Genomic DNA, 22,807 nt, shown 5'->3' on the forward strand with positions numbered 1-22,807 from the left:
TGAGGGATGACGTGAGCGACAACTCTGTAGTACTGCGTTACGGGGACGGCGAATACACCTACCCGGTGGTCGGCAGCACTGTCGGCGACAAGGGCTTCGATATCGGCAAGCTGCGTGCCCAGACCGGTCTGGTGACCCTGGACTCCGGTTACGGCAACACCGCCGCCTACAAGTCCGCCATCACCTACCTCGACGGTGAGCAGGGCATCCTGCGCTACCGCGGCTACCCGATCGAGCAGCTGGCCGAGCGCAGCACCTTCATCGAGACCGCGTACCTGCTGATCAACGGCGAGCTGCCCACCGCGGACGAGCTGTCGCGCTTCCAGGACGAGATCACCCGGCACACCCTGCTGCACGAGGACGTCAAGCGGTTCTACGACGGCTTCCCGCGTGACGCGCACCCGATGGCCATGCTGTCCTCCGTGGTCAGCGCGCTGTCGACCTTCTACCAGGACAGCCACAACCCCTTCGACGAGAAGCAGCGGAACCTCTCCACCATCCGCCTGCTGGCCAAGCTGCCCACCATCGCGGCCTACGCCTACAAGAAGTCGATCGGCCACCCGGTGGTCTACCCGCGTAACGACCTCGGCTATGTCGAGAACTTCCTGCGCATGACCTTCTCGGTGCCGGCCGCCGAGTTCGAGCTGGACCCGGTGGTGGTCAGCGCCCTGGACAAGCTGCTGATCCTGCACGCCGACCACGAGCAGAACTGCTCCACCTCCACGGTGCGCCTGGTGGGCTCCTCGCAGGCCAACCTGTTCGCCTCCATCTCGGCCGGCATCAACGCCCTGTGGGGTCCGCTGCACGGCGGCGCCAACCAGGCGGTGCTGGAGATGCTGGAGTCCATCGCCGCCTCCGGCGGTGATGTGGACGCCTTCATCCGCAAGGTGAAGAACAAGGAGGACGGCGTCCGCCTGATGGGCTTCGGGCACCGGGTCTACAAGAGCTTCGACCCGCGCGCCAAGATCATCAAGGCCGCGGCGCACGATGTGCTGGCCGCCCTCGGCAAGTCCGACGAGCTGCTGGACATCGCGCTCAAGCTGGAGGAGCACGCGCTCAGCGACGACTACTTCGTCTCGCGCAACCTCTACCCCAACGTGGACTTCTACACCGGCCTGATCTACCGGGCCATGGGCTTCCCCAGCGAGATGTTCACCGTGCTCTTCGCGCTCGGCCGGCTCCCCGGCTGGATCGCCCAGTGGCACGAGATGATCAAGGAGCCGGGTTCCCGGATCGGCCGCCCGCGGCAGATCTACACCGGTGTGGTGGAGCGCGACTTCGTGCCCGTCGCACAGCGCTGACGCACCGGCCGCCCGCACCCAGGCGCCCCGGCCCGGCCTTCCTTGCGGAGGCGGGGCCGGGGCGTCCGGTTTTTATACAGGTAAAGGCGAAGTAAGCCCGCATCTCGGGCGAAAGACGGACGGCAAATGAAAAACGCCCCGTGTCCGATCCCCCCACGGGTCGGAACGGGGCGTTTTCCGCCCGGCTCGGATTCCCCCCACGGGATCCGCCCGGGAGTCCGTGGCGGCACGCATCTGCCGGGACGCGTACGTACGGGAGGGCCGCTCAAAGCTCCCCGGGTACGTGCCCCGGCCACGCGTGGCCCGACCGTCCCCCAAGACGGTCCAGCACTGCCTGGTTAGACCAATCGATGGCCGAAATGGTTACCCCCAAATGCTTGTGATCTAGGTCTCTTGGCAAAAGGGGTGTAAAAGGGCAAGAGCCCTGATGGGGAAATCAGGGCTCAGGTGAGGCGGTAGGGGGCAGCTCGCTCAGGCGCGCCCGGCCAGTTCATAGCCGGCCTCGTCCACGGCGGCCCGTACGGCCTCGTCGTCCAGCGGGCCGGTGGCGGTGACGGTGACCCGGCCGGTGGTGGCATCGGCCTTGACCGAGGTGACCCCCGCGATGGCGGAGATCTCGCTGTTGACCGCACCCTCGCAGTGGCCGCAGGTCATCCCGCTCACCTGGTAGACGACGGTGGAGGCGGTGTTCGTCTCGGAAGTCATGCCGGTGCTCCTTGTGAAGGCTGTGAACAATGTGCCGGCCGTTCGGCAGGTGCCCGATCGGCCGGTTCCTGCGTCAACACTATACCCCCTGGGGGTATTCCCCCAGGGGGTATGAGGAGCGTCGGGGTCTTAGCGTCGGGGGCGATTGCCGGGGCGCTGGGCCACCCAGATCCGGATGGTGTCGGCGAACCAATAAGGTTTTCCGCCTTCGGTGAGATCCGGGCTGGGCAGCAGGCCGTGCTTGCGATAGGAACGCACGGTGTCGGTCTGCACCCCGATGTGCGCTGCGATCTCCCGGTAGGACCAGAGTCGACGGTCGGTCATCTCTCGCGCCTCTCCGCTGCGCCGCAGCCGCGGAGGGGGCTCCGGCGGGGGGACTGCGGCGCGGCCTTCTTGATCAGCACCATGGCCCGGGTGAACGATGCGGCCGGCGCCCCGGAGCGGGCTGTCGAGCGGCTGTGACAGAAGACTCGCCCAAACGTGACGACCGTAACCAGGGGGTGACGTGCCCCGCGCGGGCCGGCGGTCAGCCGAGCCCGGCCCGCTCGGCCGGCTCCGCCGTCCTGACCGGCCGGTTCTCCCGCCGGGACAGCTCACAGGCCTCGGCCACCAGCAGGGCGCGCAGGCCCTCGGTGCCGGGGCACGGGCTGTTCCGCGCGCCGTGCACGGCACCCACAAAGGCGGCCAGCTCGGCCCGGTACGCCCCCGCGAACCGTTCCAGGAAGCCGGTCCAGGGCTGCCGGGGCGCGGCCGGGCCGTCCGGCTCGGCGGAGGTGACGGGCGTACGGCCGTCCAGCCCCACCACCCACTGGTCCCGCTCGCCGCACAGCTCGGTGCGCACGTCGTAGCCGGCGCCGTTGTAGCGGGTGGCGGTGGCGCTGACCAGGGTGCCGTCGTCCAGGGTGAGCAGGGCGGTGGCGGTGTCCACATCGTCCGCCTCCCGGAAGCAGGGGGCGCCGCCGGCCGAGCCACGGGCGTAGACCTCGGTCACCTCCCGCCCGGTCAGCCAGCGCACCGCGTCGAAGTCATGCACCATGCAGTCGCGGAACAGTCCGCCGGACAGCGGCAGGAACTCGGCGGGCGGGGGAGCGGGGTCGGAGGTGACCGTCCGGATGGTGTGCACCCGGCCCAGCCGGCCCGAGCGCAGCGCCTCGCGGGCGGCCAGATAGCCGGCGTCGAAGCGGCGCTGGAAGCCGATCTGGAGCAGGGTGCCGGCCGCGGCCACCTCGCGCAGGGCGCGGGCGGTGCCGGGCAGGTCCACGGCGATGGGCTTCTCACAGAAGGCGGGCAGCCCGGCGGCGGCCGCCCGGCCGATCAGCTCGGCGTGCGCGGCGGTGGCGGTGGCGATCACCACGGCGTCGGCCCCGCCCGCCAGGGCCTCGTCGACTCCGGGGGCCGCCCGGCCGCCGGTCCGCCCGGCGAGCGCCGCGGCCCGGGCCGGATCGGCGTCGGCGATCACCAGCTCGGCCACCTCGGGCATCCGGCTGAGGGTCTGGGCGTGGAACGAGCCGATCCGGCCGGCTCCCAGCAGGGCGATGCGCAGGCTCATGGGCTGTCTTCCCGGTTCGCTTCCTGGGCGGCGTTCGCTTCCAGGGTGGTGGCGGTCAGGTCCCGCAGGAGCGCAGAAAGGCGCGGGTGCGGCGGGCGATGGGCAGCGGACGGTCCGGCGGGCAGGGATACATGTCCTGTTCCACGATGGCGAAGAGGTCGACGCCCAGCCGCTGGGCGGCGCTCAGCACCGGCTCCAACGCCGGTGTCCCCAGCGGCGGTTCGCACATCACGCCCTGGCGCACCGCCGGACCGAAGGGCGTGCCCCGCTCGGTGACCTCGGCCAGCACGGCCGGGTCCACCTGTTTGAGATGGAGGTAGCCGATCCGCTCGCCATAGGTCTCGATCAGCCGGACGCTGTCCCCGCCGCAGTAGGCGTAATGCCCGGTGTCCAGGCAGAGGTTGACCAGGCCGGCATCGGTGGCGTCCAGGAAGCGGGTGACATGCTCCTCGGTGTCGATATGGGTGTCGGCGTGCGGATGGACCGCGATCTCCAGCCCGTACTCCTCCCGCACCGCGCGGGCCAGCCGCTCCGTCCCGGTGGCGAGATGGCGCCACTGGACGGCCGTCAGCTCCCGGTCCTCCAGGGGCTCGGCGGTGCGGTCGTCGCGCCAGAAGGCGGGGATGACCACCAGATGCCCGGCCCCCATCCCCCGGGCCAGCGAGGCCACTCGGGAGACCTGCGCCCAGGTCTCGTCCCAGACCGCGGGCCCCCGGTGCAGCGCGGTGAAGACCGTGCCCGCGGACACCCGCAGCCCGCGCCGGGCAGTCTCCTCGCGCAACCGGCCCGGATCGGTGGGGAGATATCCGTAGGGGCCGAGCTCGATCCACTCGTAGCCCGCCTCGGCCACCTCGTCGAGGAAGCGCCGCCAGGGCACTTGCAGTGGATCGTCGGCGAACCAGACGCCCCAGGAGTCGGGCGCCGAGCCGATCCGGATGCGGTCCAGGACCGGATGGGGGGTGGAGGCCATGCGGCGGGGCCCTTCTGTCGCCGGGACGGGGCTGAGGCCAGCCTCCGGCCCGGGCGGAGGAGGTGTCAAGGCTTCGACAGGACATACGGACGTAAGGTCATGCCGGATGCCCAACACGTCTATATGTAAGGACAATTCCTTGACAGGGTCGAGCGGGCGCCATTAGACCTGAGCCCATGAGCGAGCCGCCCGCCGGACCGTATGACGTGATCACCATGGGCCGCCTCGGCGTGGACCTCTATCCGCTGCGCCCCGGGGTGCCGCTGGCCGAGGTGGAGACCTTCGGCCGGTTCCTGGGCGGCTCGGCCGCCAATGTGGCCGTGGCCGCCGCCCGGCTGGGCCGCCGCACCGCGCTGATCAGCCGCACCGGGGCGGACCCCTTCGGCGCCTTTCTGCACCGGGCGCTGCGTGGCTTCGGGGTGGACGACCGCTGGGTGACCCCGGTGACCGGGTATCCCACCCCGCTCACCTTCTGTGAGATCTTCCCGCCCGATGACTTCCCGATCTACTTCTACCGCCGCCCCAAGGCCCCCGATCTGCATCTGACCGCCGAGGACCTGGATCTGGCGGCGATCCGGGCCGCCGGGGTCTTCTGGATGACCGGCACCGGCCTGTGCGAGGAGCCCAGCCGCACCGCCACCCTGGCCGCGCTCCGGGCCCGCGACCGGCGCGGCATCACGGTGTTCGATCTGGACTGGCGGCCGGTGTTCTGGGGCGGTGAAGGCGGCGCCTCCGGGGACGGCGGACGCACCGCCGCCGACGCCATGGCGGCCGCCCGGCCGTACTACACGGCCGCGCTGGCCGGGGCCACGGTGGCGGTGGGCAACGCCGACGAGTGCGAGGTGGCCACCGGGGTGCGGGAACCCCGGGCCGCCGCGGAGGCCCTGCTGGCCGCCGGGGTCGAGCTGGCGGTGGTCAAACAGGGCCCCAAGGGCGTCCTGGCCGTGCACCGGGACGGGACCGTCGCCGAGGTGCCGCCGGTCGAGGTGGCGGTGCTCAACGGCCTGGGCGCGGGCGACGCCTTCGGCGGCGCCCTGTGCCATGGGCTCCTGGCCGGAGGGGAGTTGACCGAGGTGCTCCGGTACGCCAATGCCGCCGGGGCGCTGGTGGCCTCCCGGCTCGCCTGCTCCTCGGCCATGCCGGAGCCGGCCGAGATCGAGGCCCTGCTGGCCGGACGGCGCCCATGAGCATCGCCATCGCCGACCTCACCACGGTGCGCAGCCGCCACCCCGAGGCCATCGCCGAGGCCGCCGCCCGGCGGGCCCGGCGCCCGCTGCTGGGCGAACACGGCCGGCTGCTGGTCATCGCCGCCGACCACCCGGCGCGCGGCGCACTGGAGGTGGGCGGCCGCGGCCCGGTGATGGCCGACCGGGCCGGGCTGCTGGAACGCCTGTGCCTGGCACTGTCCCGCCCCGGCGTCGACGGGGTGCTGGCCAGCGCCGACATCCTGGACGACCTGCTGCTGCTCGGCGCCCTGGAGCACAAGGTGGTGATGGGCTCGATGAACCGCGGCGGACTGCGCGGGGCCTCCTTCGAACTGGACGACCGCTTCACCGGACCCGGCCCCGAGGACCTCGCCCGGCGCGGCTTTGACGCGGGCAAGCTGCTGCTGCGCCTGGACTACCAGGACCCCGGCTCGCTGCGCACTCTGGAGTCGGCCGCCCGGGTGGTGGACGCCATGGCCGCACGGCGACTGCCGCTGTTCATCGAGCCCTTCCTGTGCACCAGTTCGGACGGACGGCTGCGCAGCGAGCTGGGCGCCCAGGCCGTGGCCACCTCCCTGGCCATCGCCTCCGGGCTGGGCGCCAGCTCCGCCTACACCTGGCTGAAGGTCCCGGTCACCGCGGACCCCGCCGACCTGGAACGGGCACTGCGGGCCACCACGCTGCCGGTGGTGCTGCTGGGCGGTGACGAGGAGGAAGGGGTGTACGAACGATGGCGAACCGGCCTGCGGCTGCCGGGAGTCCGTGGCCTGGTGGCCGGCCGCGCCCTGCTCTACCCGGCGGACGGGGATGTGGCGGGGGCGGTGGACCGGGCGGTGGCGCTGCTGCTCAGCCCGTTCGGAGTCTGAGGACACGCAACCACAGGAGACCGCAACCTTGACCACCAACAGTCGCCACCACCTCCCCGCCAACTCCACTCGCTCCGGCCCCTACTCCCTCAACATCACCCCCTCATGGGCAAGTTGGACCTCTCTTCGCATCCTCGACCTGCCCCCCGGCGGCCGCCACACCTTCCCCACCGGAGACAGCGAGTGGATCGTGCTCCCGCTCACCGGCGGATGCACCGTCTTCACCGAGGGCGAGGCCTTTGAACTTCAGGGCCGCGCAAGCCCGTTCACCGCCACCACCGACTTCGTCTACGCCCCTCGCGACACACATCTCACCCTCGCCACCGCCCTCGGCGGCCGCTTCGCCCTCCCCGGCGCCCGCTGCCAACGCCGGCTGCCCGCCCGCTACCGCCCCGCCTCCGGCATCCCCGTGGAGCTCCGCGGCAGCGGCCCCTGCTCCCGCCAGGTCAACAACTTCGCCGCGGCGGACACCTTCGAGTGCGACCGGCTGATCGCGGTGGAGGTGCTCACCCCGGGCGGCAACTGGTCCTCCTACCCGCCGCACAAGCACGACCAGGAGCACCCGGGCGAGGAGTCCGCGCTGGAGGAGATCTACTACTACGAGATCGCCGAAGCGCAGGGCACCGCCGGCCTGGGCTACCAGCGGGTGACCCCCTCCGGCCCCGGCCACCGCACGGATGTGCTGGCCGAGGTCCGTACCGGCGACGCGGTGCTGATCCCGGACGGCTGGCACGGTCCGTCCATCGCCGCCCCCGGGCACGATATGTACTACCTCAATGTCATGGCGGGGCCCGGCGCCGAGCGCGCCTGGCTCATCCGGGACCACCCCGACCACGCCTGGATCCGCGGCACTTGGCCCCGGCAGCCGGTGGACCCCCGGCTGCCGCTCTACCCGGCAGGAGACCCCCGATGACCCGACGGCTCACCGTCGCCCAGGCACTGGTGGAGTTCCTGGCCCATCAGTACAGCGAGCGGGACGGGCGGCGGCAGCGCCTGATCGCCGGCTGCTGGGGCATCTTCGGCCATGGCAATGTGGCCGGCATCGGCCAGGCCCTGCTGGAAACCGGGCAGACCGGCGACGCGGGCATGCCCTTCCACCAGGGCCGCAATGAACAGGCCATGGTGCACGCCGCCGTGGGCTACGCCCGTGAGCGCGGCCGGCTGTCCGCGCAGGCGGTGACCACCTCCATCGGCCCCGGCGCCACCAACCTGGTCACCGGCGCCGCCCTGGCCACCATCAACCATCTGCCGGTGCTGCTGCTGCCCGGTGACACCTTCGCCACCCGCCCCGCCGACCCGGTGCTCCAGCAGCTCCAACTGCCCACCGCGGGCGATGTCTCGGTCAATGACTGCCTGCGCCCGGTCTCCCGCTACTTCGACCGGATCACCCGCCCCGAGGCGCTGATCCCGGCCGCCCTGCAGGCCATGCGGGTGCTGGCGGACCCGGCCGAGACCGGCGCGGTGACCCTGGCGCTGCCGCAGGATGTGCAGGCCGAGGACTTCGACTGGCCCGAGGAGTTCCTGGCCGACCGGATCTGGCCGGTCCGCCGCCCGGTGCCGGACCCGGCCGCCGTGGCCGAGGCGGCCCGGGCGGTACGGGCCGCGCGCCGCCCGCTGCTGGTCGTCGGCGGCGGGGTACGGCACAGCGGGGCCGAGGCGGAGCTGTCCTCCTTCGCGCTGGCCACCGGCATTCCGCTGGCCACCACCCAGGCGGGCAAGGGCGCGGTGGACCACCAACTGCCCATGGACCTGGGCGGCATCGGCCACACCGGCACCGCGGTGGCCGCCCAACTCGCCCGGGACGCCGACCTGGTGATCGGGGTGGGCACCCGCTACACCGACTTCACCACCGCCTCGGCCACCCTCTTCGCCGCCCCCGGGGTGCGGTTCGCCAACCTCAATATCGCCTCCTTCGACGCCCACAAGCTCTGCGGCCTGGCCCTCACCGGTGACGCCCGGGCCGGACTGGCGGCGCTGCGCGCGGAGTTGGCCGGCTACCGGGTGCCCGAGGACTACGAGCGGGGGTACATCCGGGGCCGTCATGAGTGGCGCCATGTCACCGAGCGCGCCCTGGCGCCGGGGCAGCCGGACGCCCGTCCCACCCAGCTCCACGTGCTGGGCGCGCTCAGCCGGGTGACCGGCGACCGGGACGTGGTGATCAACGCGGCCGGGTCGCTCCCCGGCGACCTGCACCGCTTCTGGCCCTCCCGGGGCACCGGCGACTACCACGTGGAGTACGGCTACTCCTGTATGGGCTATGAGATCCCGGCCGCGCTGGGGGTGCACCTGGCCTCCGGCCGTCCGGTGTGGGCCCTGGTCGGTGACGGCACCTATCTGATGATGCCCACCGAACTGGTCACCGCCGTCCAGGAACGGATCCCGGTCAGGGTGGTCCTGATCCAGAACCATGGCTATGCCTCCATCGGCGGGCTGTCCGCCTCGGTCGGCGGCGAGGGCTTCGCCACCGCCTACCGCTTCCGGGCGCCCGACGGCTCGTACACCGGGGACCCGCTCCCGGTGGACCTGGCCGCCAACGCCGCCTCGCTGGGCATGGCGGTGCTGCGGGCGCGGACCACCGCCGAGCTGACCGAGGCGCTGGCGGCGGCCCGTACCGCCGAGGGACCCGTCTGTGTCCATGTGGAGACCGAAACGGCCGACACAGTGTCGGGCGCGCCACCCGCCCAGGCGTGGTGGGATGTGCCCGTCGCCCGGACCGCGACCCGCCCGGCGGCCCTGGCGGCCCGGGCGGAGTACGACAAGAACGCCGCCGCACGTCGCCGCTACCTAGGTCACTGAGAGGCAGCAGGACATGAAGACCGTCAACCACTGGATCGACGGCCAGGCCGTCGAGGGCGCCTCCGGTTCATATGGGCCCGTCACCGATCCCGCCACCGGCGAGGTCACCACCCGGGTGGCCCTGGCCTCGGCGGCCGAGGTCGACGCCGCGGTGGCCGCCGCCAAGGCGGCGTACGGGAGTTGGGGAACCTCCTCGCTGGCCACCCGTACCTCGGTGCTGTTCGCCTACCGGGCGCTGCTGGACGCGCACCGCGAGGAACTGGCCCGGCTGATCACCGCCGAGCACGGCAAGGTGCACTCCGACGCGCTGGGCGAGGTGGCCCGTGGGCTGGAGATCGTGGAGCTGGCCTGTGGCATCACCACCCAGCTGAAGGGGGAGTTGTCCACCCAGGTCTCCAACCGGGTCGATGTGGCCGCCATCCGCCAGCCGCTCGGGGTGGTGGCGGGCATCACCCCGTTCAACTTCCCGGCCATGGTGCCGCTGTGGATGTTCCCGCTGGCCATCGCCTGCGGCAACACCTTTGTCCTCAAGCCCAGCGAGAAGGACCCCTCGGCCGCGCTGCTGCTGGCCGGACTGGCCCAGCGGGCCGGGCTGCCGGACGGGGTGCTCAATGTGGTCAACGGCGACAAGGTGGCGGTGGACCGGCTGCTGGAGCACCCGGACGTGGCCGCCGTCTCCTTCGTCGGCTCCACTCCCATCGCCCGGCACATCCACCGCACCGCTTCCGCGCACGGCAAGCGGGTGCAGGCGCTGGGCGGCGCCAAGAACCACATGCTGGTGCTGCCGGACGCGGACCTGGACGTGGCCGCGGACGCCGCGGTGTCCGCGGCCTACGGGTCGGCGGGGGAGCGGTGCATGGCCGTCTCGGCGGTGGTCGCGGTGGGCGACACCGGCGACGCCCTGGTGGCGAAGATCCGGGACCGGGCCGAGAAGATCAAGATCGGGCCGGGGAACGACCCCACCTCGGAGATGGGCCCGCTGATCACCCGGGAACACCGGGACAAGGTCGCCTCCTATGTGGCCGGGGCCGCCGCCCAGGGCGCCGAAGTGGTGCTGGACGGCACCGGCTTCACGGTGGAGGGCCATGAGAACGGGCACTGGATCGGGCTCTCCCTGCTGGACCGGGTGTCCACCACCGCCGATGCCTACCGGGACGAGATCTTCGGGCCGGTGCTGTGTGTGCTGCGGGCCGAGAGCTATGAGGAGGGCGTGGCCCTGATCAACTCCTCGCCCTGGGGCAATGGCACCGCCATCTTCACCCGGGACGGCGGCGCGGCCCGGCGCTTCCAACTGGAGGTGCAGGCGGGCATGGTGGGGGTCAATGTGCCGATCCCGGTGCCGGTGGGCTACCACTCCTTCGGTGGCTGGAAGGACTCGCTCTTCGGGGACCACCACATCTACGGGAACGACGGCGTCCACTTCTACACCCGGGGCAAGGTGGTCACCACCCGCTGGCCCACGGAATCCATCAGCGCCTTCGGCGCGGGCTCGGACGGCGGCGTGGACCTGGGCTTCCCCAGCCATCGTTGAGGGCTCCTTGACGGGCGCTGGGAACCGACTAGAACAGGCCATTCCGTAAGCTCAGGCCATGACCTGGTCTTCCGCCCTGAAGGACACCGCCCGAGCGGGGCTGACGATCGAGCGGATCCCGCTCGAGCCGAAGCTCGCCCTGCGCAGTGCCTGTGGTGTGGCCCTGGTCATCGGCGTGCTGCTGGCCTTTGGCACGCCCGCCCTGGCCGTCTCCTCCGCCTTCGGCGCCTTCGCCGCCGGCCTGGCCAGCTTCCAGCGCAGCTGGCGGCCGCGTCCGGTGCTGGCGCTGGGGGTGGCGGTCGGGCTGGGCGTCAGCACCTTCCTGGGCTATCTGGCCGCCTTCAACCATGTGGTGTTTGTGGCGCTGCTGGTGGTGTGGACGCTGCTGGCCGGGATGGCCTGGGCGGTGGGCCCGGTCTCCGGGCTGATCGCCACCCAGACCGTCGCGGTGATGCTGGTGACCGTCACCCTGCCCACCTCGGTGTGGGGCGCGGTGCACCATGCCGCCCTGATCGTGGTGGGCGGTCTGGTGCAGGCGCTGCTGATCGTGGTGTTCCCGATCCGGCCCTGGGGGCTGCAACGGGACGCGCTGGCCGACGCGCTGGCCGCCGAGGCGGACTACGCCCGCCGGCTCCGGCACGACCCGATGGCCCCCTTCGACCCGCACCCGCTGATGGAGGCCCGCGAGGCCGCCGAGCTCACTCCCCGCCAGGCCCGCAACCGCCCGCGCCAGTTGGGCGGCCCGCGCGGTATCGCCGAGCGGCTGCGCCCGGTGCTGGCCGCGCTGGCCGACCCGGTGGTCGGCGCCCCCGCCGAGGGCCCGGAACGGGACCGGGTACGGGACCTGCTGGGCGCCACCGCCGTGGTGCTGGACGCGGTGGCCCGCGCCATCCGCTGGGGCAAGCCGGTGAAGCTGCCGCCGGAGGCGGTGGCGGTGCTGCGGGTGCCGGAGTCCGGTCCGATGCTCACCGGTCCGGCCCGCCGCTCCGCGTACCGCCTGATGGCCCTGCTGGGCGACGCGGTGGACCAGACCGACGAGCCGGGCACCCGGCGGGCACCCGCCCGGACACCGGGGGAGGAGCGCCGGCATCTGCCGCGCCCCACCATGCCCCGCCTGGTGCCGGTGGCGCTGCGCGCGCTGAGCCGGGAGGCCCGCTGGTCCTCACCCATCGGCCGGCACGCGGTACGGGTCTCCGCGGTGGCCTCGCTCGGCTATCTGCTGGGCACCGCGCTGCCGCTGGGCCATGGCTACTGGGCGCCGATGGCGTCCGTGATGATCATGCGGCCCGACTTCGGCCAGACCTACGCCCGAGGTGTGGCCCGCTTTGTCGGCACCGTCATCGGCGTGCTGATCGGCGCCGCGCTGGCCGCCCTGCTGCACCCCGGGGTGACGGTCTGCGCCGCGCTGGCGGTGGTCTGTGTGGGGCTGGGCTATCTGCTCACCGGCACCGGCTACATCGTGGTCTCCGCCTGTATCGGGGCCTATGTGATCTTCCTGCTGGGCATGGTGGGCGAGGGCTGGTCGCAGACCGTCCAGGCCCGGGTGGCGCTGACCCTGCTGGGCGGGCTGCTGGCGATGGCCGGGTACGCCCTGCTGCCGATCTGGGAGACCCCACGGCTGCGCGACCGGCTGGCCGACTGGCTGGCGGCCAACGGCCAGTACGCGCTGGCGGTGCTGGACGCCCACGCCCGGCCCGCCGACCGTAAGCCACGCCGGGTGCGCGAGGCGCTGCTGGACGCCCGGGCGGCCCGGGTGACCTGGGAGGACGCCGCCGAACGCGCCCTGAAGGAGCCGGTGCGGCACCGGGGCATCTCGCGCACCGCCGAGCGGGCGGCGGAGGCGGCGCTGGCCACGCTGGGCCGGGTCACCATGCTGATGGAGGCCCATCTGCCCGACCGGGAGGCCCAGCCCTCGCCCGCCGCCGGGCAGTTCGCGTCGGCGCTGCGCGAGGCCCTGCCGGAGGCGGTGGCCGCGGTCCGCGAACGCCGGGCCCTGGACTGTGTGGCGCTGCGCCGGGCACTGGAGGAGTGGCACGCCGCCGAGGGCGACGAGGGGGTGGCGGTACGCGGCTCCGAGCTGCTGGTGGACGCCCTGGAGGAGCTCGCCTCCGCGCTCTCCCCGGGGCCGGGCGGGCGCAACCGGGCGGCTCGGCGGGTGTAGTTCGTCCGCGGGGGGCGCCCCGTCAGGGGCGCGGGGCCGTTTCCCCTGCGGCTCCGCCGCGTGGGCGCGACCGGCCACAGGCGGCCCGCAGCCGAAAGACGGCCCCCGAGTGATCAGCCCGCACCGCTGAACAACCGCCCAAGGTGGGCGTCCACCAAGTCCATGGCTCGCTCCGGGTCGAGGACATCCAGCAGCACCGCGTTCGCCAGCCCGTCCGTCAGGGCGAGCAGCAGCACCGCCTCCCGCTCCGGATCGGCACCGGCCACCAACTCGCCGCGCCCGGCGGCCAGTCGCAGCTGATCGACGAGCACCCCGCGCAGCGCCAGCGCCCCCTCCCGGGCGTAGGGCCGCAGCGCCTCGTCGTGCAACACCCGGACGAAATAGCCCAATTGCACCCGAAGTCCTATCCGCTGCTCCTCCGACAGCGGCAGCAACTCCGCGGCGATCTCCCGCAGTACGGCCCGGGGTGTCGGCTCGGGATAGCCGGCCGCCAGCCGGGCCTGGATCCGTTGCTCGGACACGGCGCCGAAGTGCTCCAGGGTGAAGCGCAGCATCTCCTCCCGGCCGGCGAAGTAGTGCTGCAACTGCCCCAGTGAGATGCCCGCTTCGGCGGCCACCTCGCGCAGGCTGGCGCGCTCCAGTCCCCGGGTGCTGGCGATGCGCCACAGCGCTCCGGCGATCCGCCGCCGCCGTTCCTCGTGGTCCACGCGCCTGGGCACCGGTGATGCCGCCTTCCCTTTTTCAAGTCAGCTGTATTGCTATACCTTACCGGCAGCGCCGAAAAGGGGGATCCACCATGTCCGAGACACGGCTCAGGCTCCGTCCGCCCCGCAACCGGGTCGATCCCCGGGCGCGGCGCTGGTGGACCGTACGGGCGCTGCTGATACCCGGCGGCCCGCTGCTGCTGGCCGCCACCGCCCTGCTGGTGCTCTGCGTCCTGTTCTTCCCCGGTGCTCTGCCCTGGCTGGCCCCGCTGACCGTGGTCGTCCTGGTGCTGCCCGCCCTGGCCGTCATCCTGCTGATGCCCGGCCTGCGTTACCGGGTGCACGCCTGGGAGGTGGGGGAGTCGGCCGTCTACACCGCCGACGGCTGGTTCTGGCAGCGCCGCCGGATCGCCCCGCTGAGCCGGGTGCAGACCGTGGACACCGTGCGCGGGCCGCTGCAACGCCGGTACGGGCTGGCCACCGTGACCGTCACCACCGCCTCCACGGCCGGCGCGGTGCGCATCTCCGGCCTGCTCGACGACGATGCCCGGCAGATGGCCGAGCGGATCGCCGAGGCCGCCCGACTGGTACGGGAGGACGCGGCGTGACCGCCACCGGCCAGCAGTCCTGGCGCCGGCTGGACGCGCGCACCCTGCTCGCCCACTGCGCCTGGCTGGGGCCGCCGTTGGGGTCGCTGGCGCTGGCCGCCCTGGCCACCGGCGGTCACCTCACCACCCGTGAGTGGGTCACCCTCGGCATCATCGCGCTGGTCTTCACCACCCTCACCACCTCCCGCTTCATCACCTGGCGTCGCACCAGATTCCGGATCACCGCCGACTCGCTGGAGCTGCGTACCGGCCTGCTCACCCGGCAGTCCCGCTCCATACCCCTGCACCGGATCCGCAATGTCGACCTGACCGCCACTCCGGTCCAGCGCGCCCTGAGCCTGGTGGTGCTGCGCGCCGGAACCGGCGGCCATCAGGGCCGGATCGCCCTGGAGGCGCTCTCCCGCACCGAGGCCGAGCGGCTGAGGGCCGAACTGCTCAGCCACACCAGACCGTCCGACGACGCGGTGCTCGCCACCGCCGACGCCCGCTGGCTGCGCTACGCCCCGCTGACCTTCTGGGTGTTCGGCGGAGTGCTGACCGCCGGCGGCGGCCTATGGCGGGCGCTGGACGGCATGGGCATCAAACCCTGGCGGATCGGCTGGGTACGGCACAGCTTCACCGAACTCGGCCACCGCGCCCTGTGGCTGACCGTTCCGATCGCCCTGCTGGCCGTCCTCGCCCTGGGCACCCTGGGCGCCGTGGTCCTCTACATCAAGGACTGGTGGCGCTACCGGCTGGAGTGGTCCGACCCCGCCACCCTGCGGGTCAGCCGGGGCCTGTTCACCACCCACTCGGTGTCCATCGAGCGCGCCCGGCTGCGCGGCGTCAGCATCGAGGAACCGCTGCTGCTGCGCTCCGGCGGCGGGGCCACCGTGCATGCCGTGGCGGGCGGCCTGGGCAACCGCGAGGAGAACCAGAAGCGCAGCGTTCTGATGCCGCCCGGCCCCCGGGCCGAAGCCCTGCGGGTACGGGCCGGGGTGCTGGGCGAGGAGATCGACACCGACCGCCTCAGGGCCCACCCCCTGGTCGCCCGGCGCCGCCGGGTCACCAGGGTCCTGACCTGGGTGGTCCTTCCGCCGGCCGTCGCCCTGACCGTGCTCGGCGCCCTGCTCACCCCGGTCCTGCTCTGGTGCGCCCTGGGCTGGCTCCTGCTCTCCGTCCCGCTCGCCCGCGCCCTGGCGCACAGCGCCTACCGCGCCCTGGGTCATGAACGGCGCGGCCGCTGGCTGGTCATCCGCTCGGGCACCCTGTGGCGCCGGACGGTGGCCCTGGACCGTGATGCCGTGATCGCCTGGACCTTCACCGACTCCCCGTTCTCCCGCCGGGCCGGGGTGGTCACCGCCACCGCCGCGCTGGCCGTCGCCCGTGGCTCGGACGGCCACCACATCCGCGACCTGGCGGCGGACGAGGCCGTCGCCTTTGTCGAGGAGGTGTCACCCGGCCTGCTCCGCGAGTTCCTGGTGTGACGTTCCCTGTAACGCATCCTCGATGTGACGCGCGCCACTCTCCTCGGCTCGAATTTCTGTTATCCAGTCCTCCCCGAGCCGTCTCCTCTATGTCGGCCGTAAACCAACGAGAGGGGTGTGTGGGGCGTGCACATGGAGAATGTGGCCCTGATAGAGGCGGCCCGGGCGGGGGACACCGCCGCGCAGGACGAGCTGGTCGCCGCCTGCATGCCGCTCGTCTACAACATCGTCGGACGGGCCCTGAACGGGCACGCGGACGTGGACGACGTGGTGCAGGAGACCATGCTCCGCGTGGTCAACGGCCTCCAGGAACTGCGCGATCCGGCCAGCTTCCGCTCCTGGCTGGTGGCCATCACCACCAACCAGATACGCGGCCACTGGCGCAACCAGCGGCCGGAGACCCCGGTCAGCGAACTGCCCGAGACCGTGGCCCAGGTCGCCGACCCCGCCGGGGACTTTGTCTCCCTGACCATCGTCCGCCTCGGCCTGCAGGGCCAGCGCCGCGAGGTGGTGGAGGCCACCCGCTGGCTGGACCCGGGCGAGCGGGAGGCCCTCTCCCTGTGGTGGCTGGAGGCCGCGGGCGAGCTGACCCGCGCCGAGGTGGCGGCCGCACTGGAACTCACCCCGCAGCACACCGCCGTCCGCGTCCAGCGCACCAAGGCCCAGCTGGACACCGCGCGCGGGGTGGTACGGGCGCTGTCCGCGAGCCCCCGCTGCCCCGAACTCGCCGCCCTGCTCGCACCCTGGGACGGCACCCCCTCCGCCCTGTGGCGCAAGCGCATCGCCCGCCACGCCCGTACCTGCGCCCAGTGCGGCGGCGCCTGGTCCGCCCTGGTGCCGGCCGAGGGCCTGCTGGTGGGCTTCGGCCTGGTGCCGGTGACGGCGGCCCTGCTGGACTGGTGGCGCGGCGCGACGGTGCTGCGGACCGAGTCGATGGCGGCCACCCAGTCCATACCGGCCACCTCCGCCTCCCCCTCCGTCTCGCACAGCTCACACGCCTCGCACGCGTCGCATGCCTCGCACGTCAAGGGCCGGGGACACCGGCGGGCCGCCCGCCCCGGCAGCCGCAAGGGCGTCCTGGCCGCCGGTACGGCCGCCGTGCTGGCCGCGGTGGCCGGTGGTGTCTACCTCTTCACCGACTCCTCGGACCGGGAGGTACGCGGCCAGTCCGCCAGTGAGCCCAGCCAGGTGCGCGCCCTCAACGACCGTACACAGTCGGTGGTTTCCCCCAGCCCCTCCGCCAGCGCGCGACCCAGCGCCTCGCCCTCCCCCAAGGCCAAGCCCTCCGCCTCGGCCTCCCACACCGCCAAGCCCTCGGCCCGGCCCAGCACCGAGGCCCCCGAGCCCAGCGCCACCTCCGAGCGCCCGGTCCCCAAGCCGGTGTCGCCCACCGTGGACGATGCCTCCGGCTCGCTGGCGCAGCAGGTGATAGCCCTGGTCAACGCCGAGCGCGGCAAGGTCGGCTGCTCCCCGGTGCGCAACAACTCCCAGCTGGCCGCCGCCGCGCAGCGCCACTCCGACGACATGGCGGCCCGTAACTTCTTCGACCACACCAACCCGGACGGCCAGGGCCCCGGTGAGCGGATCACCGCCGCCGGCTACCAGTGGAGCACCTACGGCGAGAACATCGCCTATGGCCAGGCCACCCCCGCCTCCGTCATGGACTCCTGGATGCACAGCCCCGGCCACCGGGCCAACATCCTCAACTGCTCCTTCAAGGACCTCGGCGTAGGCATCAACCAGGCCCCGGGCGGCCCGCGCTGGACCCAGGACTTCGGGGCCCGCTGAGCCGGCTCGTGCCAGGGTGGGGAAACCATCGGCCCAAGGGCTGATTCATAAGGGTTTCCCCACCCCGCAGGCTCCCGGCGGAGGCGGGGTGTGATCCATTTCTCTCCCGGGCCGGCAGAGGTGTTATGCCATACCGCTGGGCAACTGGCCAGTAGCTGGCCACACTTGGGGCATTGACGAGGCGGTCGCCCGGGGGAGTCGCGCCGCCTCCAGAGCTTCATGGAGCCTCGGTGCCGATAGAAGTCCCGTTAACGCTGACCCCGCAACAGGCGGCTCAGGGTGTCATCCAGATCGTTCAGCTGCCGACCGGCCCGGTCACCGTGCGCATTCCGCCGGTGCAGAACGGTGCGGTCATCACGGTGCCCACCGCAGAGGGCGAGGTGCTGATCCGGATCCAGGTGGCAGGGGCCCGGCCGCCTGCCAGCAAAGGCCCGGTGGTGGGGCTGTTCGCCGTCCTCGGCCTGGCCGCCGTGCTGGCCCTGGTCTTCGCGCTGAACCACCACAGCGATTCCACGTCCTCGGCGTCCAGCGACAGCTCGCCCTCGGGGTATGCCAGACCCACCGACACCTACTCCCCGCCGGCCGCCCCGACCTACCACTACGTACCTCCCGTTCCACGGTTCAGCCTGCCGCCCATCACGCTGGCACCGCCGCCGGTGCTGCCGCACATCACCGGGACCTGCCTCAACGGCAAGATCCCGGACTCCACGACGCCGGTGAGCGTCAGCGGTGTGCATGAGGTCTCCTGCACGGCCGCCGACGCCCACTACAAGGTCATCCATGTCTTCTACGCGACCAGCGACATGGAGCGGTGCCGCAGCATCGACGGTACGCAGTACACCTTCTCGGAGCGGTCCACGCGGGGCGGGCTGACGATCAATCAGTACGTCTACTGCCTGGAGGGCATCGGCTCCTACGCCCGCTGAGGCCGGGCCCCGCCTCCACCGGGCGGGGGATGCGGCTCATGCCATGGCCCGATCCCGGGCCGCCGGGGCCGCGAGAGGCTCATGGCATGGCGATCAACATGGTGGCACGCCCGGACGTGCCGGTCAGGAGTACGGAGCGGCCCGTGCCGCGCTGGGCGGAGCGGGTCGCCCACCTCATCCCGTTGCTGGGACTGCCGGTGTGCTTCTGGCGGCTGCCGATCGGCTTCGGTTACGGCATGGGTGGCGCGGTGATGCCGCCGTCGGTCTGGAACGTGCCCTATGTGGTCAGCCTCAGCGTGCTGTCCGAGTGCCTGGCGCTGTTCTGCTTCGGGCTGGTGCGGTGGTGGGGCGAGACCGTGCCGGAGTGGGTGCCGAGGATAGGTGGCAGGCGAGTGCCACCGATGGCGGTCATCGCGCCGGCCGGGCTCGCCGGGCTGGCGTTCACCGGGCTGCTGGGGTACTGGCTGCTGACCGCGTTCCAGCTGTCCGGTCTGCGCTATCCCTATGCGCCGGGCTGGGATGTGCTGGCGCTGACGGTCAGCGGTCTGTTCTCCCTGTGGGGGCCGTTGTTGCTGGCGCAGACCTATGGCTATTACCGGCGCCGGGTGCCCCGTAAGGGGCGCTAGGCGGCTCTCCCATGCGGCTCCGCCGCGTGGGCGCGACCAGCCACTGACGGCCCGCGGGTGAAACGCGATGCACAAGGGCAGAATGCGCAACCCCTGTACCCCGTACGGTCATCGACCCCCCGAAGGCGTCCCCTTCACCATCGCCCGCAGATACTCGCGGTTCATCCGCCCGATCGAGGACAACGGAATCCCCTTGGGACAGGCCACCGCGCACTCACCCGTATTCGTGCAGCCGCCGAAGCCCTCGGCGTCCATCGAGTCGACCATCCCCCGCACCCGGGACTCCCGCTCCGGTGCCCCCTGCGGCAGCACATTCAGATGCACCACCTTCGCCGAAGTGAACAGCATCGCCGAGCCGTTGGGGCAGGCGGCCACACATGCCCCGCACCCAATGCACTCCGCGTGCTCGAACGCGAGGTCCGCCACCGGCTTCGGTACCGGCGTGGCATGCGCCTCCGGCGCGGAGCCGGTTGGCACCGAGACATATCCACCCGCGCCGATCACCCGGTCAAAGGCCGACCGGTCGACGACCAGGTCCTTCACCACCGGGAATGCCGCCGCCCGCCATGGCTCCACATCAATCGTGTCGCCGTCGGTGAAGTGCCGCATATGCAGCTGGCAGGTGGTCGTCCGCTCGGGGCCGTGCGCCTGGCCGTTGATGACCATCCCGCAGGCGCCGCAGATGCCCTCCCGGCAGTCATGGTCAAAGGCGACCGGCTCCTCGCCCTCCAGGATCAGCCGCTCATTGAGCTGGTCGAGCATCTCCAGGAAGGACATGTCCTCGCTGATGCCGGTGACCTCATATGTGGTCATGGCGCCGGCCTCATCCGCCTGGCGCTGCCGCCAGATACGCAGGGTCAGATTCACGCGTAACTCCGTTGCGTCGGCTGGACGTACTCGAAGACCAGCTCTTCCTTGTGCAGCACGGGCGCGCCGCCCGTACCGGTGAACTCCCAGGCGGCCGCGTACCCGAACTCCTCGTCCCGGCGGGCCGCCTCCCCGTCGCCGGTCTGGCTCTCCTCCCGGAAGTGGCCGCCGCAAGACTCGGCGCGGTGCAGAGCGTCCAGACACATCAGCTCGGCGAGCTCCAGATAGTCCACGATCCGGTTGGCCTTCTCCAGGGACTGGTTGAGCTCCTCGCCGCTCCCCGGCACCTTGATCCGGCGCCAGAACTCCTCCCGCAGCGCGGGAATCCGGTCCAGCGCCTTGCGCAGCCCATGCTCGGTACGGGCCATTCCGCACTCGTCCCAGAGCAGTTCGCCGAGCTCGCGGTGGAAGGAGTCGGGGGTGCGGTCGCCGTTCACGGCCAGCAGACGGTCCAGGCGGCCGGTGACTTCGGACACCGCCGCCCGTACCACCGGGTGGTCGTCCGGCACCTCGTCGTGCGGGTGCCGCGCCAGATAGTCGTTGATGGTGGCCGGCAGGACGAAGTAGCCGTCGGCCAGGCCCTGCATCAGCGCCGAGGCGCCCAGCCGGTTGGCGCCATGGTCCGAGAAGTTGGCCTCGCCGATGGCGAACAGGCCGGGGGCGGTGGTCTGGAGGTCGTAGTCCACCCACAGCCCGCCCATGGTGTAGTGGATCGCGGGATAGATGCGCATCGGCACCTGGTACGGGTCCTCGGCGGTGATGCGCTCGTACATCTCAAACAGGTTGCCGTACTTGGCCTCCACCGCCGCCCGCCCCATCCTGCGGATCGCGTCCGCGAAGTCGAGGTAGACGCCCTGGCCGCCGGGGCCGACGCCGCGTCCCTCGTCACAGACGTTCTTCGCGGCGCGGGAGGCGATGTCGCGCGGCACCAGATTGCCGAAGGAGGGGTAGATCCGCTCCAGGTAGTAGTCGCGCTCGGACTCGGGGATCTCTCCGGGCGGCCGGCGGTCCCCCTTCGCCCTGGGCACCCAGATGCGGCCGTCGTTGCGCAGCGATTCGCTCATCAGCGTCAGCTTGGACTGGTGGTCGCCGGAGCGCGGGATGCAGGTGGGATGGATCTGGGTGAAGCAGGGGTTGGCGAAGTAGGCGCCGCGCCGGTGCGCCCGCCAGATCGCGGTGGCATTGGAGTTCTTGGCGTTGGTGGAGAGGTAGAAGACATTGCCGTAGCCGCCGCTGGCGAGCACCACGGCGTCCGCGAAGTGGGTGGAGACGGCACCCGTGATGAGGTCGCGGGCGACGATGCCCCGCGCCCGTCCGTCGATCACGATCAGGTCCAGCATCTCGGTGCGCGGATGCATCTCCACCTGTCCGGCCGCGATCTGCCGGGAGAGCGCCTGGTAGGCGCCCAGCAGCAGCTGCTGGCCGGTCTGGCCACGGGCGTAGAAGGTGCGGGAGACCTGGACGCCGCCGAAGGAGCGGGTGTCCAGCAGGCCGCCGTACTCGCGGGCGAAGGGAACTCCCTGGGCCACGCACTGGTCGATGATCTCGACCGAGATCTGGGCGAGGCGGTGCACATTGGACTCACGGGCGCGGAAGTCGCCGCCCTTGACGGTGTCATAGAAGAGGCGGTGGATGGAGTCGCCGTCGTTGCGGTAGTTCTTGGCCGCGTTGATGCCGCCCTGGGCGGCGATGGAGTGGGCCCGGCGCGGGGAGTCCTGGTAGCAGAACTGGACGACGTGGTAGCCCTGTTCGGCCAGGGTGGCCCCGGCGGCGCCGCCGGCCAGCCCGGTGCCCACCACGATCACCGTGTGCTTGCGGCGGTTGGCGGGGTTGACCAGCTTGGCGGTGAAGCGGCGCCGGTCCCAGCGTTCGGCTATCGGGCCCTCGGGGGACTTGGTGTCGGCCACCGGATCGCCGGTGGTGTAGCGCGGGTACGAGGACATGGTCAGCTCACGACTCCGGTCAGGACGCCCACGGGGACGGCGATAAAGCCACAGGTCAGTACGGCCGCCAGCAGATTGGCCAGGGCCTTGAACACTCGGTCGCGGCGCGGGGAGTTGGCGCCCAGGGTCTGGGCGGCGCTCCAGAAGCCATGCCGGATGTGCAGGCCCAGGGCGAGCATCGCGGCGATATAGAAGGCGGAGACATACCAGCGGTCGAAGGAGGCGACCAGGTTCTGGTACGGGTGGCCCTCCTGGTGGTTGGGGTTCACGGTGAGCGTGGTGAGGTCCAGGATGTGCCAGACGATGAACAGGGCGAGGATCACCCCGCCCCAGCGCATGGTGCGGGTGGCATAGCTGGTGCGCTGCCGGGTGTGCTGGTACTTCGCCGGGCGCGCCGCCCGGTCGCGGCGGCTGAGCTGGTACGCGGCCACGCCGTGCAGCAGCACCGAGGCGGTCAGCACCACCCGCGCCAGCCAGAGGAACCACATATGGTGCAGGAAGGGTTCGCCGATGGTGCGGATCCAGTGCCCGTAGTGGTTGAACTCCCCGGCGCCGAAGAACACTTTGAGGTTGCCCAGCATATGGGCGACCAGATACGCCAGCATGATCAGGCCGGTGACGGCCATGACCGCCTTCTTGCCCACGGTCGAGCGCCACAGGGATCGGGGGAGGGACGGGGGGCGTGCCGTCCGGGTCGTCGCCAGTGCCATGGAGCCGACGCTAGGCCGGGAACCGGCGATGCGTCCAAGACATGGTCCGGCTGGTTTCCATAGGCAATGCCTATCTAAGCTGGTG

The 22,807-nt window shown here is 71.9% G+C and carries 20 protein-coding genes; 12 read left to right on the plus strand and 8 right to left on the minus strand.

Annotation, left to right across the window (positions count from 1 at the left end; genetic code table 11):
* Nucleotides 1–11: 11 nt before the first annotated feature.
* A complete protein-coding gene (locus ACIHFE_RS00625; protein WP_400103085.1) occupies nucleotides 12–1,301 on the plus strand; it encodes a citrate synthase in 1,290 nt (429 codons plus the stop codon).
* Between the two features lie 471 nt (nucleotides 1,302–1,772).
* Here the strand turns inward: ACIHFE_RS00625 and ACIHFE_RS00630 are convergent, their stop codons facing one another.
* The 4 genes from ACIHFE_RS00630 to ACIHFE_RS00645 form a co-directional block, all read right to left on the minus strand.
* On the minus strand, nucleotides 1,773–2,006 hold the full coding sequence (locus tag ACIHFE_RS00630) for a heavy-metal-associated domain-containing protein (protein WP_400103086.1): 234 nt from the start codon (nucleotides 2,004–2,006) through the stop codon (nucleotides 1,773–1,775).
* Between the two features lie 129 nt (nucleotides 2,007–2,135).
* A complete protein-coding gene (locus ACIHFE_RS00635) occupies nucleotides 2,136–2,330 on the minus strand; it encodes a helix-turn-helix transcriptional regulator (protein WP_400103088.1) in 195 nt (64 codons plus the stop codon).
* Nucleotides 2,331–2,532: 202 nt separating this feature from the next.
* The gene (locus tag ACIHFE_RS00640) at nucleotides 2,533–3,549 is read right to left on the minus strand and encodes a Gfo/Idh/MocA family oxidoreductase (RefSeq protein WP_400104377.1); all 1,017 of its coding nucleotides are present in this window, start codon (nucleotides 3,547–3,549) and stop codon (nucleotides 2,533–2,535) included.
* A gap of 61 nt (nucleotides 3,550–3,610) precedes the next feature.
* On the minus strand, nucleotides 3,611–4,525 hold the full coding sequence (locus ACIHFE_RS00645; RefSeq protein WP_400103090.1) for a sugar phosphate isomerase/epimerase family protein: 915 nt from the start codon (nucleotides 4,523–4,525) through the stop codon (nucleotides 3,611–3,613).
* 176 nt (nucleotides 4,526–4,701) lie between these two features.
* Between ACIHFE_RS00645 and iolC the strand changes: the two genes are divergently transcribed.
* The 6 genes from iolC to ACIHFE_RS00675 are packed head-to-tail and all read left to right on the plus strand — an operon-like array spanning nucleotide 4,702 to nucleotide 13,084.
* Nucleotides 4,702–5,712: a 5-dehydro-2-deoxygluconokinase gene (gene iolC / locus ACIHFE_RS00650; RefSeq protein ID WP_400103092.1), complete on the plus strand. Its 1,011-nt coding sequence runs from the start codon at nucleotides 4,702–4,704 to the stop codon at nucleotides 5,710–5,712.
* On the plus strand, nucleotides 5,709–6,596 hold the full coding sequence (locus tag ACIHFE_RS00655) for a deoxyribose-phosphate aldolase (RefSeq protein ID WP_400103094.1): 888 nt from the start codon (nucleotides 5,709–5,711) through the stop codon (nucleotides 6,594–6,596). Before iolC ends, ACIHFE_RS00655 begins: the two co-directional genes overlap by 4 nt.
* Before the next feature lie 28 nt (nucleotides 6,597–6,624).
* Nucleotides 6,625–7,509, plus strand: a complete 885-nt coding sequence (gene iolB / locus ACIHFE_RS00660; RefSeq protein ID WP_400103096.1) for a 5-deoxy-glucuronate isomerase — start codon at nucleotides 6,625–6,627, stop codon at nucleotides 7,507–7,509.
* A complete protein-coding gene (iolD, locus tag ACIHFE_RS00665; RefSeq protein WP_400103098.1) occupies nucleotides 7,506–9,392 on the plus strand; it encodes a 3D-(3,5/4)-trihydroxycyclohexane-1,2-dione acylhydrolase (decyclizing) in 1,887 nt (628 codons plus the stop codon). Before iolB ends, iolD begins: the two co-directional genes overlap by 4 nt.
* 13 nt (nucleotides 9,393–9,405) lie before the next feature.
* Nucleotides 9,406–10,923, plus strand: coding sequence for a CoA-acylating methylmalonate-semialdehyde dehydrogenase (mmsA, locus tag ACIHFE_RS00670; protein ID WP_400103100.1), 1,518 nt, complete (start codon nucleotides 9,406–9,408; stop codon nucleotides 10,921–10,923).
* Nucleotides 10,924–10,981: 58 nt separating this feature from the next.
* Nucleotides 10,982–13,084, plus strand: a complete 2,103-nt coding sequence (locus tag ACIHFE_RS00675) for an FUSC family protein (RefSeq protein WP_400103102.1) — start codon at nucleotides 10,982–10,984, stop codon at nucleotides 13,082–13,084.
* Between the two features lie 113 nt (nucleotides 13,085–13,197).
* Here the strand turns inward: ACIHFE_RS00675 and ACIHFE_RS00680 are convergent, their stop codons facing one another.
* The gene (locus ACIHFE_RS00680) at nucleotides 13,198–13,803 is read right to left on the minus strand and encodes a TetR/AcrR family transcriptional regulator (RefSeq protein ID WP_400103105.1); all 606 of its coding nucleotides are present in this window, start codon (nucleotides 13,801–13,803) and stop codon (nucleotides 13,198–13,200) included.
* Nucleotides 13,804–13,880: 77 nt separating this feature from the next.
* On the opposite strand from ACIHFE_RS00680, the gene ACIHFE_RS00685 reads away from it, so the two are divergent.
* From ACIHFE_RS00685 to ACIHFE_RS00705, 5 genes are all read left to right on the plus strand, one after another.
* Nucleotides 13,881–14,396, plus strand: a complete 516-nt coding sequence (locus ACIHFE_RS00685) for a PH domain-containing protein (RefSeq protein ID WP_400103106.1) — start codon at nucleotides 13,881–13,883, stop codon at nucleotides 14,394–14,396.
* Complete coding sequence (locus ACIHFE_RS00690) at nucleotides 14,393–15,862, plus strand: PH domain-containing protein (protein ID WP_400103108.1); 1,470 nt, start codon at nucleotides 14,393–14,395, stop codon at nucleotides 15,860–15,862. The genes ACIHFE_RS00685 and ACIHFE_RS00690 overlap by 4 nt, the downstream gene beginning before the upstream one ends.
* Nucleotides 15,863–15,994: 132 nt before the next feature.
* On the plus strand, nucleotides 15,995–17,650 hold the full coding sequence (locus ACIHFE_RS00695; RefSeq protein WP_400104378.1) for a sigma-70 family RNA polymerase sigma factor: 1,656 nt from the start codon (nucleotides 15,995–15,997) through the stop codon (nucleotides 17,648–17,650).
* A 230-nt stretch (nucleotides 17,651–17,880) separates the two neighbouring features.
* On the plus strand, nucleotides 17,881–18,576 hold the full coding sequence (locus ACIHFE_RS00700; protein WP_400103110.1) for a hypothetical protein: 696 nt from the start codon (nucleotides 17,881–17,883) through the stop codon (nucleotides 18,574–18,576).
* An 86-nt stretch (nucleotides 18,577–18,662) separates the two neighbouring features.
* Nucleotides 18,663–19,202, plus strand: a complete 540-nt coding sequence (locus ACIHFE_RS00705; RefSeq protein WP_400103112.1) for a hypothetical protein — start codon at nucleotides 18,663–18,665, stop codon at nucleotides 19,200–19,202.
* A gap of 108 nt (nucleotides 19,203–19,310) precedes the next feature.
* On the opposite strand, the gene ACIHFE_RS00710 is transcribed toward ACIHFE_RS00705, so the two are convergent.
* Genes ACIHFE_RS00710 through ACIHFE_RS00720 form a run of 3 tightly spaced genes read right to left on the minus strand, consistent with a single transcriptional unit; the run spans nucleotide 19,311 to nucleotide 22,722 of the window.
* Entirely contained in the window at nucleotides 19,311–20,069 is a 759-nt protein-coding gene (locus tag ACIHFE_RS00710; protein ID WP_400103114.1) for a succinate dehydrogenase/fumarate reductase iron-sulfur subunit, read from the minus strand.
* On the minus strand, nucleotides 20,066–22,012 hold the full coding sequence (locus ACIHFE_RS00715; protein WP_400103116.1) for a fumarate reductase/succinate dehydrogenase flavoprotein subunit: 1,947 nt from the start codon (nucleotides 22,010–22,012) through the stop codon (nucleotides 20,066–20,068). Before ACIHFE_RS00715 ends, ACIHFE_RS00710 begins: the two co-directional genes overlap by 4 nt.
* Before the next feature lie 2 nt (nucleotides 22,013–22,014).
* On the minus strand, nucleotides 22,015–22,722 hold the full coding sequence (locus tag ACIHFE_RS00720) for a succinate dehydrogenase cytochrome b subunit (RefSeq protein ID WP_400103118.1): 708 nt from the start codon (nucleotides 22,720–22,722) through the stop codon (nucleotides 22,015–22,017).
* Between the last annotated feature and the right edge of the window lie 85 nt (nucleotides 22,723–22,807).

This window comes from Streptomyces sp. NPDC052396 (assembly GCF_044593195.1).
GTDB lineage: Bacteria > Actinomycetota > Actinomycetes > Streptomycetales > Streptomycetaceae > Streptomyces.